This is a genomic window from Bacillus sp. CZDM1 (assembly GCF_055502545.1).
The window spans coordinates 298,258-311,855 of record NZ_JBUESO010000006.1; the positions used below are offsets into that span (position 1 = coordinate 298,258).

The 13,598-nt window shown below is 38.8% G+C and carries 10 protein-coding genes; 2 read left to right on the top strand and 8 right to left on the bottom strand.

The window, feature by feature from the left end; translation table 11 throughout:
- Positions 1 to 55: 55 nt before the first annotated feature.
- Positions 56 to 1,708, top strand: coding sequence for a M20/M25/M40 family metallo-hydrolase (locus tag ACY3XC_RS16425; protein WP_464869497.1), 1,653 nt, complete (start codon positions 56 to 58; stop codon positions 1,706 to 1,708).
- Positions 1,709 to 2,043: 335 nt separating this feature from the next.
- On the top strand, positions 2,044 to 5,730 hold the full coding sequence (locus ACY3XC_RS16430) for a polysaccharide deacetylase family protein (RefSeq protein WP_464869498.1): 3,687 nt from the start codon (positions 2,044 to 2,046) through the stop codon (positions 5,728 to 5,730).
- A 100-nt stretch (positions 5,731 to 5,830) separates the two neighbouring features.
- On the opposite strand, the gene ACY3XC_RS16435 is transcribed toward ACY3XC_RS16430, so the two are convergent.
- The 8 genes from ACY3XC_RS16435 to walK form a co-directional block, all read right to left on the bottom strand.
- Positions 5,831 to 6,412, bottom strand: a complete 582-nt coding sequence (locus ACY3XC_RS16435; RefSeq protein ID WP_464869499.1) for a hypothetical protein — start codon at positions 6,410 to 6,412, stop codon at positions 5,831 to 5,833.
- Between the two features lie 249 nt (positions 6,413 to 6,661).
- Positions 6,662 to 7,141: a 23S rRNA (pseudouridine(1915)-N(3))-methyltransferase RlmH gene (rlmH, locus tag ACY3XC_RS16440; RefSeq protein ID WP_464869500.1), complete on the bottom strand. Its 480-nt coding sequence runs from the start codon at positions 7,139 to 7,141 to the stop codon at positions 6,662 to 6,664.
- A gap of 100 nt (positions 7,142 to 7,241) precedes the next feature.
- Positions 7,242 to 7,415 (bottom strand): CxxH/CxxC protein, encoded by a 174-nt coding sequence (locus ACY3XC_RS16445; protein WP_464869537.1) that lies wholly within the window; start codon positions 7,413 to 7,415, stop codon positions 7,242 to 7,244.
- Between the two features lie 93 nt (positions 7,416 to 7,508).
- Positions 7,509 to 8,741 carry a S1C family serine protease gene (locus ACY3XC_RS16450; protein WP_464869501.1) on the bottom strand — a complete coding sequence of 411 codons (1,233 nt, stop codon included), beginning with the start codon at positions 8,739 to 8,741 and terminating at the stop codon, positions 7,509 to 7,511.
- A gap of 126 nt (positions 8,742 to 8,867) precedes the next feature.
- Positions 8,868 to 9,662 carry an MBL fold metallo-hydrolase gene (locus ACY3XC_RS16455; RefSeq protein ID WP_464869502.1) on the bottom strand — a complete coding sequence of 265 codons (795 nt, stop codon included), beginning with the start codon at positions 9,660 to 9,662 and terminating at the stop codon, positions 8,868 to 8,870.
- 17 nt (positions 9,663 to 9,679) lie between these two features.
- Complete coding sequence (locus ACY3XC_RS16460; protein ID WP_464869503.1) at positions 9,680 to 10,465, bottom strand: two-component system regulatory protein YycI; 786 nt, start codon at positions 10,463 to 10,465, stop codon at positions 9,680 to 9,682.
- Positions 10,452 to 11,774 carry a YycH family regulatory protein gene (locus ACY3XC_RS16465; protein WP_464869504.1) on the bottom strand — a complete coding sequence of 441 codons (1,323 nt, stop codon included), beginning with the start codon at positions 11,772 to 11,774 and terminating at the stop codon, positions 10,452 to 10,454. The genes ACY3XC_RS16460 and ACY3XC_RS16465 overlap by 14 nt, the downstream gene beginning before the upstream one ends.
- On the bottom strand, positions 11,771 to 13,594 hold the full coding sequence (walK, locus tag ACY3XC_RS16470; protein WP_464869505.1) for a cell wall metabolism sensor histidine kinase WalK: 1,824 nt from the start codon (positions 13,592 to 13,594) through the stop codon (positions 11,771 to 11,773). The genes ACY3XC_RS16465 and walK overlap by 4 nt, the downstream gene beginning before the upstream one ends.
- Positions 13,595 to 13,598 lie beyond the last annotated feature (4 nt).

Sequence of the window (13,598 nt, forward strand, 5' to 3'; positions counted from 1 at the left end):
CTTCTGAGATACATTTTTTTTAAATACTATTTTACTAGAAAAGAAGGTCAGGCGTATGTTGCAATGTCGTGAGGATGTGCTGACATTCACGAAACAGCTCGTAAACATTGAAAGTGTCGTTAATACCGATGGCGAAAAGGCCATTGCTCAGTCTTTATATTCTATGATTTCCTCTATGCCCTATTTTTCACAAAACCCTAGCCACTTAGTTTTAGAACAAACACTTAACGATGATCAAGAGCGTTATAATGTTCTTGCTTTTGTTAAAGGCACAAAGGGAAATAGCAGCCGCACGGTGATTTTGATGGGTCATATTGACACGGTTGGAATTGATGATTTTAACCAATTAAAAGACAAAGCTTGCTTCCCTGACGAACTAATGGAATCACTGAAACAGGAACAGCTGCCAGCTGCTGCGAAAGAACATTTAGATTCGGGGGATTGGTTATTTGGCCGCGGCGTCCTTGATATGAAAAGCGGGGTTGCCAGTCACTTATATCTCTTAAACTATTATTCTCAGCATCCTGAAGAATTAGAAGGAAACATTGTTCTCTTATCGGAATGTGACGAGGAGGACAGTTCACACGGTGTTCTTTCCGCTTTGAAAACATTGAAACGCTGGAGAAGTGAACATGGTTTTGACTATGCAGCCGCGATTAATGCGGATTTCGTCTCACCAAGATATGAAGGCGACGAAAATCGCTACATCTACAAGGGGACCGTTGGAAAGCTTCTGCCATCCTTCTTTATTACGGGAGCAGAAACGCATGTAGGCTCAGCCTTTGAGGGACTCGATCCAAACTTTATTGCCGCCGAGCTGACAAGGCAAATTAATTACAATCCGGAGCTTTGTAACGAAGCGTTTGGTGAGACGACCGTGCCCCCTGTTTCGTTAAAACAAACGGATTTGAAGCCGTCTTATACCGTTCAAACCGCCTTAGCTGCCTATGTTTATTACAATTTCTTTATTCATTCCTGGTCTCCAAAGGACGTGCTTGAAAAATTAAGGGAACAAGCGATGATTGCTTTTACCAATGCCCTTACTTCCTTCGAAGAAAGGTATAAACAATACAGCACATTGAGCGGCGAACCATATTTACAGCATCCTTGGAAACCTAGGGTATTGACGTACGAGGAAATGGAACAATTATTGGTCGATGAGAACGGCGAAACATTTACCGCACATATGAGTCAATTTAAAGAAAAGCTTTTAAAAAATACGGAACTAGATACGCGCATGTTTGCGGCAAAAGTGGTAGAGGAAGCTTGGAAATGGATGAAGGATAAAAATCCAGCCATTATTCTGTTTTACTCATCCCTGTACTCTCCACGGATTGAATTGACAGGGAAAACAACGGACGAGCTTGCTTTAATTACTTCATTGGATGAAGCCGTGGAAGAACTACAACCATACTATCAATATCCGATTGTAACACGTAACTTTTTCCCTTATATCTCTGATATGAGTTTTGTTGCTCTTAGTGATGACGAAGCCGGTATTAATGCCGAATCGAACAATAACCCTGGCTGGGGCACCAAGCTCTTCGTAGACTATCAAGACATTCGCGATATCAATGTACCAGTCATCAATATCGGCCCTTATGGCTTAGATGCTCACAAGAAACTTGAAAGACTGGAAATGACTTACTCATTTGAAATCGTACCAAATCTAACACACCTCGTGATTCAAAAACTATTAAATAATTGATAGTTATATAACCAATTAAGGAAAAAGACAGGCTTCTTCAAAAGAAGAATATTATTTTATTTTTACTACCTCATTTACTTATGGTACGGTTCACCGTACATTATATAAATGAGGTTTTTATTTTCCCTCTCATTCACCTCAATTTCCATAAAAATATTTTTAAAATTTTTTACTCCACCCCCAAAACCTTAAAACAATTACCTAAGTTTTTTATGTTAGTCATTTTTTGTCGAAAAATGCACTACACCTAGGATAACTTCCAGTTAACGTTCCTATAGTTTCTAATTAATCTATTAAAATATTCTTCGCATTACACCTAGAAGGAGGCGTTTAAAATGGATCGAATTTTTAGGTGGATTGTTAAATCATTGTTTGCACCTGTTACAGGGACTGCTGGAGCAGTTGCAAGTACACTTGGTTTTTTTCTGGCCTTTTTACCTTTAGAAAATCTAAGAATTCCATTATTGCTAGCTTTTTCACTTTTCTTTCGACTTAATATCATCGCCTTATTCCTTGGCACGTTGATGACGATTTTTATTCCCAACCTTCGTCATTTACCTATCCTGGATTTAAGTATTTTAGAAGATTATTGGTTATTTTCTACCTTAAAAAATAAAATACAATCTTCACAAATCATTGCATCAGGGGCATTTGGAGGCTTAATTGGTCTTGTCTGCTATTTTTTCTTCCACTGGTTCTACAATTTAGGTCTGAAAAAAAGGGAACGAAATCAGGAACATGTTTTTCTTGATCCTGCCAATAGACGCTGGTCCATCATTAAACGAATGAGCGCAGGCTTTACGATTTTAATTGTGTTGGTATCGACCATTTTTATTGAAAGCCTAAATAAAAATCCAGTATTTCCTGAGCTGCAATTGAACGAGAGCACAGCAGAGAGCTCAATCGAGCCGGTTAATACAAGTTTCACTGAAGAAGAACTTGCTTCCCAGATTCAAAAAACGAATCCTTCGCCTGTTATACAGGAAAATGATGATGCTGTAAAAACACAAAAGGCGAACAAACAAGAAGTCTATGCTTTTTACGTCAATTGGGATGAAAACAGCAAAACTTCTTTCAAAAAAAATAGCGATTCTATTACAACATTAGTACCGGAGTGGCTGCAGCTTACTCCTGATCTAACCCTTAAAAACAGCACTAACCATTCTATTGTTGAAGAAGCAAAATCACATAATATTGAGATTCTCCCATTAGTTAATAATTTTATTAATAATAAATGGGACGGCGAAATCCTACACCAGTTATTTACTACTCCCGACGCTGAGGATCTGTTTATTAAAGATATGTTGGAGTACGTGAAAACCAATGACTTTGACGGTATCAACATAGACTTTGAAGAAATCCATCCAAACGATACAGCGAATTTCACAGATTTTATGAATAAGGTGTATGAAGCATTTCATCAACAAGGTCTCATAGTGACAATGGATGTCCCGCCAAATGACAATAGTTATGACTATGCTTCTCTGGCAGCGAATGTTGATCGGATGATCGTCATGCTATATGACCAGCACCATTCTATCAGTCAACCTGGACCCGTTGCAGCTACTGATTGGGTAATGGAGAATTTAAACCAGCTTCAAATTCCTTCCGAAAAATTGATTGTAGGTTTGGGAAGCTACGGTTACGACTGGGAAGAAAACTCCAATAACCCTGCAAATCCAATGACGTTTGGGGATGTCATGGATTTGGGAATTGGGACAAACCTTCAAATCCATTGGAATAAACAAGCAGGGAATCCTTATGTACGTTACAAAAAAAATGGGAAAAACCATACTGTCTGGTTTTTAGATGCTGCTACATTTTACAATCAAATGAAATTAGCAAATAATAGCGGCTCCAGCGGAGTAGCGGTTTGGCGTCTCGGCTCTGAAGATCCTTCGATCTGGAATTTCATTAATAAACCAAAGGAAGTGGACAATCCCTCCAGTGCCCTTAAAACCATAGACAGTCCTAAGACAGTGCACTATACAGGCGCTGGAGAGATTTTAAAAATGATCTCTCAATCAGAAATTGGGAAACGAACGATTCAGATGGATGTACATGGTTTGATTCAAAAAGAAACCTATATCAAATTACCAAAGCCTTTTGTTGTGGCTCGGTATGGTAAATCCGAATCAAAGGAAGTGGTTCTTACCTTTGATGACGGCCCAGACCCAGCCTATACACCACAAATATTGGACATTTTGAACAAGAATCAGATAAAGGGAACCTTTTTTATCGTTGGGGAGAATGCGATGTTGCATCCGGAACTTGTTAAAAGGATGCATAATGAAGGCCATGAAATTGGCAATCATACTTTTACCCATCCAGACATTGGATCCATCACACCATTTCAAACAAGAATGGAGTTAAATGCCAATCAGCGTTTATTTCAGGGTATTACAGGTCATTCGATGACCCTGTTTCGCCCGCCTTATGTGGCCGATGCCGAACCGAACTCAATTGACAAACTGCTGCCTGTGTTACAAGCTCAGAAGTTAGGATATACCATGGTCGGAGAATTAATAGACTCTGAGGATTGGCAAGGTTTTTCTAGTGAGGAAATTGTCAATCGGGTACTCGAACAACTTCCAGAAGGTAATATCATTTTGCTGCACGATTCAGGCGGCGACCGCTCCAACACTGTAAAATCCCTGCCTATTATTATCAACGAACTGAAAAAGCGCGGCTATACATTTACCACCGTTGCAGATCTCATTGAAAATAGTAATAGTCAGATCATGCCCGCCACTGACCCGGACAACCCTTATTTGGTCTATGATAAGGCTGTGTTTATGGTCATACAAGGCTGGCGCGAAGGATTAAGCTTCCTGTTCTACTCCGCTATCCTTATCGGGATCTTGCGGCTAGTTATCCTAGTATTCCTTTCGAGAAAACAGGTAAAAATATATAAAAAGACCGAGATTGACCCCAGCTTTACCCCTTTTGTCAGTGTCGTAATTGCTGCTTATAACGAAGAAAAAGTCATTTTTAAAACAATTGATTCCATTTTATCCAGCGATTACCTAGCTTTTGAGATACTGATTATCGACGATGGATCGAAGGATGATACAGTTCTTGTGGTCCAAGAAACATACGGCAACCAACCTCTTGTCAGATTAATTAAAAAACCTAATGGAGGAAAATCTTCCGCTGTTAATCTTGGATTTAAAGAGGCAAACGGGGAAATCGTGGTGGCTCTTGACGCTGATACACTCATTGCTGAAAATGCTATATCCTTGCTAGTTAACCATTTTAAGGATGAAAATGTTGCGGCGGTTTCCGGTAATGTAAAGGTCGGTAATAAGGGAAACCTCCTTACAAACTGGCAGCATATCGAATATGTAACAGGCTTTAACCTAGAGAGAAGGGCATTTGCCGTACTTAATTGCATTACAGTTGTGCCAGGAGCGATCGGTGCATGGAGAAAGACGGAAGTAGAAGAAGCAGGCTATTTTCAAGAAGATACACTGGCAGAAGATACCGATATCACCCTCACCCTTTTACGTAATGGAAAAAAGATTGAGTTTGAAGAAAAGGCCTATGCCTATACAGAAGCTCCTGAGGATATAAATAGTCTGGCAAAACAGCGTTACCGGTGGGTTTATGGTACGTTACAATGCTTATGGAAGCACCGTGGGGCTTTATTCAATAAAAAACACAAAACATTAGGCTACATTGGCCTCCCAAATATGTGGCTTTTCCAATATTTTTATCAAACCATCTCGCCGCTTGCAGATATATTGTTCATTATCGCCCTTTTTAGCCCACATCCTGAAAAGGCAGTGATTGGATTTATTCTTTTTTACTTATTGGACTTCTTTACTGCTCTATATGCGTTTCGCTTGGAGAAAGAAAGTCCAAAACCACTAAGTTCATTGTTTCTGCAACGTATTTTGTACAAACAGCTAATGACATATGTGGTGATCAAATCCATCCTCTCAGCCATAAAGGGAGTAACCGTGGGTTGGAATAAACTAAAACGAAATGGAAATGTAGCTCAAGAAACCTTAGGTGGCTGACGTTAAAGAATATATGTAATGGAGAGTCTTCCTCATATGGGGAAGACTTTTTTAAAAACAGGAAAAAGGACCACCATCTTTAGGTGATCCTTTTAAAGAATTAATTTTTCTTGCCGTTGTTTCCTTTATTCTCCTGACGGCTCTCAGCCTTTTCCTTTGCGGCTTGAGCAACTTCTTGTCCATAATTTGATGCACTTGTAGCATTATTTCCCGTCGTAGTCGGCGGCGAAGTCGTTGGTGGTGCTGGTGTACTAGTCGCAGGTGTCGTCTGTGAAGTGGTGCTAGTCACAGGCGTCGATGATGCTGCAGGCGTTGACGGCTTGGTCTGATTAGTATTTACCGGTGTTGTAGTCGTAACCTCGGTTACTTCCTTTGTATTCTGCTGAATGTCCGGTATAGCCACAGCACTCTCGGTTTGATTATTTAAAGCCACTTGAATAGGAGCTTCATTAGAAGCGAGATTGAGTTGCTCATCTGTCCCATTCGTTGTCGGCGTTTGGTCTTTCACCACTTTTTCTGCTTGGTTGATGATATCCGCTTTTTTTGGGTCTTCGGATATGGTTGAGGCATTTTCTTCTGCTAATTGTATAGAAGATTGATCGCCTAGCAAGGTGTGGGCGACAGAAAACGTAACAGAACCCGCGAATACCATCGAAAGGGCTCCCTTAGTTAGTGTATTCATATACTTCCCCTCGTGTTTTTTATAATTGTATTAATAAAATACGAAAGGACCAAAACAAATATAGGGGTATAACAGAGAATTTTGTAGTCTTTTTATTGCTCTCTCCTTTGTTTAAACATTAAACTTCTGATAATATTTTCTTTACTTCTAATAACTAAAATATCTTCCATTTACTTCAAATAAAATCTTTTTGAATCTCTTAAACATTCCCAAAATATATTTAGAAATATTCCATCAGAAAAACCTCATTTACTTATGATACGGTTCATTACGATTTATTCTAAACGCTCTATAAATCTGCTCCACTAATATTAATTTCATTAGTTGATGAGGGAAGGTCATTTTTGAAAAAGAAAGCTTTTCGTTCCCACGTTTTAGTACTTCCTCACTTAAACCTAACGACCCGCCGATAATAAAGGCAATCTTACTTTTCCCATAGGTGGCTAGTTTGTCTAACGTATCCGCTAGCTCTTCAGAGGATTGCATTTTCCCATTGATGGCGAGTGCAATGACATATGTATCCTGGCTAATCTTAGCCAATATTCTTTCTCCCTCTTTTTGCTTTACCTGAATCATTTCCAACTCACTTAGTTCTTCTGGTGCCTTTTCGTCTGCCACCTCAATGACTTCCACTTTCGCATACGAATTCAATCGCTTTAAATATTCTTCAATTCCCATTTTTAAATACTTTTCTTTTAATTTGCCAACACTGACAACTGAGATATTCACAATCCACAACCCTCTTTTTTATATTACAAACAGTTTACAAACAACTTATCCACAGAAGTTATCCACATGTCCACAATTTTTATCCACATCTTGTATGGAATCATTTGTTCGCCACAATATATACAGCTCCATTTTGACAATATACACAGCCTGTTGATAAGTTATCCCCAGTTACTATAGATAAAATTGGAAGCGTTTCAAACCCAACCATAACCAAATCTAATGCTAAATCCACATGTTCCTCGCAGCAAATACAACATTTCCTAAAAGCTATGTACCATTATTATTTACTTTCCGACTTGCTTCATTCAGTTTCCTATCATACCATAAAAAAACAGAAAGGTGATGACACCTTTCTGCCTTTCGTTTAGGACCTATCTTCTGCTAATGTAATCGTGGTGGTTTTCAACTTTCCTTCTCGGTAGTACTTTACTTCCATCTGGTCACCGATCTTGGTCTCTTGATATAAATGCTTTCTGAGATCAATGACGTCATGTATGGTTATACCATCCATTTCCACAATAACATCCAGCTCCTGTAATCCAGCCTGTGCGGCAGGAGAATTTGAAACAACTTGACGAAGAGCTACCCCATAGTTGATATCTCTAGGTAATTTCAAGGCCTCTTCTTGATAATACCCAGGAATTTCAGCAACAGACTTCAAATCCACTCCCATATATGGTCGTTTCACCACGCCGAATTGCTCCAAATCCTCAATAATTGGTCTTGCATAATTAATTGGAATCGACAAGCCAATCCCTTCCACGGCATCTTGAGCAATTTTCATCGAGTTAATCCCAATAAGCTGCCCAGCAATATTGACTAAGGCACCACCGCTGTTTCCTGGATTTATGGCTGCATCTGTTTGCAATACCTCTGCGTTCCAATCCATAATGCCATCTTGATTGATATCTACTGGAATGGTTCGATTGATTCCTGAAATAATCCCTTGGGTCACAGAACCAGAAAATGTTGCACCCAACGGATTCCCAATTGCCATGACGGGTTCACCCATCTTCAATGCCTCTGAATTGCCAAATTCAGCAATTTTTTTAATCTTGGCTGCATCAATTTCAAGAACGGCTAAATCAGTCCAGACATCGCCTCCGAGCAATTTAGCAGGTATTTTTGTACCGTCATTTAAAGTAACCTCTAACTGAGTCGCACCTTCTACCACATGCTGGTTGGTTACGACGTATGCTTTATCTCCTGCCTTTTTATAAATAACACCAGACCCTGTTCCAGCAGGACCTTGGTCGTCACCCGACTCATCGTACCAAAAATTTGTATTTTGGATATTATTAATCCCAACTACTGCATCTGCGGCCTTATCAATGGCTTTTGTTGTATCCGTATTTACATCGTAGGACACCTGCTGTTGAATAAAATTGTCTTGATTGTCATTATTTCCGCCAGCAGGCTGGTTATTGTTTGGCTGCACATTGTAAGGAAGGAATCCTTGGCTGGATAATGCCGGAATTGAAATGACAACTAGCATAGCACCCAGTACAGCACCGACAATACTGGCAAAAAAATATCCTCCTCTATTTCCACTCTTTTTTTGGTAACGCTCTTGTGAATGATCATCATAGTAACCCATTTTCACCACGTCTCCCTTTCATAAACAACATCTTTTATTTTTGACTTATACTTATAATTATACTCTGTCCACACTCATTTTATAAAAAAAGAACAAAGATACCCATTAAGATATCTTTGTTCTTACCTATACCGCTGTTAAAATTGTGGGAACTTTAGGATCTGTGTCGTAGAGGTCAAACTGCTCTCCAACAATTAATCCTTGACTTTGCAGTGTTTGTGCTACTGACATTCTTGCTAAGTCCTTCATATTGTTATCAAGGCTTAAATGGGCAAGATATATTCTTTTTGTATTGTCTCCAATTACTTCACTCATCGCAATTCCTGCATCTTCATTTGAAACGTGACCAAGGTCGCTAAGAATCCTTCGTTTCGTATTCCAAGGATATCTCCCCATTCTTAGCATTTGCACATCATGATTAGACTCAAAAATATAGGCATCTGCATTGGATATGATCCCTTTCATCCGATCACTTACATAGCCTGTATCTGTGATTAGAACCAATTTCTTGCCTGAGTGATGAAAAACATAAAACATGGGCTCTGCTGCATCATGTGAGACCCCGAATGATTCAATATCTGTTGCACCAAAGCTTTTTACGCTTTCTGTACCGAAAACCATCTTTTGTTCTGTCGGAATATCTCCAACAATCCGTTCCATTGCCCGCCAGGTATTTTCATTCGCATAAACCGGCAGTTTGTATTTACGGGCCAATACACCAATCCCTTTAATATGGTCGCTGTGTTCATGGGTTACAAAAATGCCTGATAATTTACTTATATCTCGATCTATATGTTGGAAAAATGCTTCCATTTGCTTCCCGCTAAAACCTGCATCTACTAGAAAGGAATGCTCGTCTGATTCAACATAAAGCGAATTCCCCGTACTTCCGCTCGCTAAAATGCTATAACGTAATGACATAGTTTCTCACTCCACATCTAATTTCCATCGCTGTTAAATTCTATAATCTGTCCTTCTAGTGCATTAACATAAAGACTTTCTTTATCATCCACCACAAAACGCCATGTTGGTGCTAAAGCCTGTGAAGCCGCAAGCTGAATCAATGTTGAATAACCAAGTTCAACCTTTGTAATTTTACTTTTTGGCATTAGAGCACCTTTTTGATGCAAAGTTTCCAATGCCTTTAAAGGAGGGAGGATTTCCTCCTTTTCTGTCATTTTTGCAATATCCTCTAGATAGGTTTGTTCATAGGATACAATTTGATTATGATCATCAATTTGAAAGGTAAGCATTCCACTAAGATTTTCATATAAGGTCATATTCTCATAATGTTGGAAGTAAACGATGGTATTTTTCTTATCATCTTTTTTCCAAAATTTATACTGGCTGCCGTACAAAACATTATCCTTAATAAATGGTGTTAACTCAGCTGCTTCAAATTTCTCCTTTAAAGATATCGGCTTATCCAGCTTCACAATCAGTGCTGTCGTGGGTTCCTTTAGAAGCGCTGTTTGTCCCTTCAGTTTTGTGATATCATCCTTCGTAAACATTTTAGGCTTTGCACTTAAATATTGATCCTCAATAGGTGCCTTTGGCAGCTCTTTATATCGAATTTCTTCTGCTTCTAGCTTTTCTTCAAAAGAGGCCTCTGTGATGAATTCGTATTGATCCGCATCTCTAATTTTCATAAATTGAAATAAAAGATACACATCCAATATCAAGAAAGTTAAGATAAAAATCGTCTTAATTTTACTCCAATCCATGTAACAATCCCCCCAGGTCTTCCTTCGTGATTTGTCCCCATGTCTGGTTATAGCGGTAAAACCAAGCAGGCTCTAGGAGAATCAGTTTATTTTCACCTTTATCCCTTGTCATTCTATATCCTAAAACAAGTTGCTCTAGTAATTCTGGTTTATAATTCTTTCTACTTTTGAGATATCCCAATACCTCTGCCCCTGTTGGAAGTGTTACCTTTACCATTTCTGTCGTTAACGGAAGCTCTAAAGCTATATTAGGCCTAACATATCTCGAAATCTCATTTCTGCCCCAAACTTCTTGAATCTCTGACATACCGCTCTCATTAAAGACAGGATAACCGTCATTATTATATAAACGAAATGTAACAGATTTTCTTTTTACATCCTTGGCAACGTATCGATAAGGGTCTGTCCAGCCGCCATGTCCATTAATAAAATCAATACTCCTCTTTAATAAATCATAAGCATTGTCAACATAATCAGACTCTCCAGTAGGATTAACATAAAGAAGCATATTGGTATCATGATTAACGGTCATCTTACTTGAGGCATCACTAAATTCCTCTACCCCGGAAACCGTTCCTCTTTGTACAACACGCGGGTCACTAAACAATGCTTCTTTGAATGCCTCCGAGTTAAGGACAACAGGTAAATAGGTATATTCCATCATTTCTACATTTCCATCCGGGATAAAAACAGTCCGCTCTTCTGTTGCTTCATAAGCGAAATATCGCTGATATTGCTCAGCATTTTTATAAAAATCACGGTAGAATTCATTTAATAACCCAGGGGATATATGGCTTATAAAAACCTGCCGGTAATCGGCAGAAACGAAATATACTGTCCCATTTCCCTTTTCAGAATTCTCAACGTTAATAATCATTCGTTTAAAATTGAAGGAATCAATTCTTTTCTCCTCAAATTTTAGTACACTTCGATATAATTCAATCGGAATGTCAGTTGGAAAAACAATTTCAGCATTGCCATTTCCATGTACTAATTCTTTGATTTCCTCTACATTCTCAGAGTAGTTTTTTACGTCGTAGAAAGACCATTTCCTTATTTCACTCATAATCTGATTTAGCAGAGCGGCATTAGTGGTTCCATTATGCTGCCCGTTTCTATGAAACAGCACTAGATCAGGGGTAATAACCTTATGAAGTTCGCGTTTTTCTTTTAACATTACCTCCGCAACATTATTACCGTTATCCATCATGTCAAAATTAGGCTGGTACGTCCACAGATTCCAGGTTAAAAAAATACTAACCAGAATTAGAATTGTTAATATAACAGATTTACTATTTTCATATCTCATGACCATTCATCCTCTTCAGATTGCTCGTATGGCAGTGAAAAGGAAATTTCCGTTCCTTTTCCCTCTTCACTAACAGCCCAAATCATGCCGCCATGAACATTAACCATTTCTTTTGCAATGGCCAAACCTAATCCCGTACCACCTAATTTTCTCGTTCTCGCTTTATCCACACGATAAAAACGATCAAAAATCTTAGAGATATTCTCCTTCGGAATTCCCATCCCTTCATCGGAAATACTGACGACAATCTTTTCTTCTTCCTCTTTAATCGAAAAAGTAACCTGTCCGCCTTCTGGAGAATACTTAAGTGCATTCGATATAATATTGTAAAGTACCTGTGTCATTTTATCTTCATCTATTTCCACGAAGATTGCATGAGTTGGCAGTAATCTTTGAAAGCTTACATTTTGTTCTTTTGACATTTCAAAACGATCAATAATGCGGTCAAAGAAATCAACAAAATTCACCCATTCTTTTGAGAGTCGATAATCTGTACTATCCATTTTAGATAGCTGCAGAAGGTCGTTGACTAGGCGGATCATTCTTTCCGTTTCGGTCCGAGTCACATCTAAAAAGTTAGGCGCAATCTCTTCATCCTTCCAGGCACCATCTGCCAATGCCTCTAAGTAGCTTCTCATTGTAGTGAGAGGTGTTCTTAACTCATGTGATACATTGGCAACAAACTCTCTTCTTTCGGCGTCAATTTTTTCCTGATCGGTTATATCGTGAAGGACCGCAATTAATCCATTTACAAAACCAGTCTCTTTTTGAATAACTGAAAAGTTTGCACGAAGGATATAATGTTCCTTCTTCGTACTATAATCCAGAATTAACGAATCTTTTTCTTCTAATAAATCTTCAAATGTATTCGTATCACTTAATCCTAATAGAGAAATTATTGGCTGTGAGAGAACTGTTTCACGTGAAACATTAAGCATCTCTGCCGCCGGTTCATTGATTAAGATCACTCTGCCTTTTCGGTCCGTCGCAATGACCCCGTCTGTCATATAGGATAAGACGGAAGAAAGCTTTCTTCTTTCTCCCTCGGTCATGGCCTGAGCTTCTTGGAGCTTTTTCGTTAAATTGTTAAAGGTAAGTGCTAAAGTTCCAATTTCATCCTGTCCATATACCCTTACTTTTCGCGAAAAATTTCCTTTTGCCATCGCCAGTGCTTGCTTTTTCATGTCTGTAATGGGTCTGGTTATGGTCTGTGCCAGCAGTATTCCTAAAATAGCCGTAATCGCTAAAGCAATACCTGTACCCGTTGCAAAAATACCATTGATGGTCTTCATTTGGGTAAATACATTTTCTATTTTGGCTTCCAAATAAATAGCGCCAATAACATTATTGTCTGATTTTATCGGCGTCGAAAGTACCCATATCCGGTGTCCGCCTTTTTTATCGATTCTGATACTGCTCGAGTCTTCCCCAAGATTGATGGACTGCGTAATCCGCAGCTCCGTTGTCCTCTGTCCGACGATCCCTTGGTTTGCATCGGAGGTTCCCAGAATTTTACGAGATTTCCCTTCTATAACCCTAACCTCAAAAATATCAGCAGATTCAAAATCACGAAGAATCTTTTTAATTTCTTCCTCAAGGGTAGGATCTTCAGGAGTCCTTTTTCTTTCCATTTCTTCGACCACATTATAGGCAAGCAAATTGACGCGTTCTTTTATAGAGGTTTGGAAATTTGTCCGTAGCGTTTCTTCGAGCTGCCTGACAAAATAGACGCCAATAATCTGCATCGCAACTAAAATTAGCAGGACGTAGATGATAACGAATTTCACATGTATAGAACGAAAAAAACTAACCTTTTTCATGAAG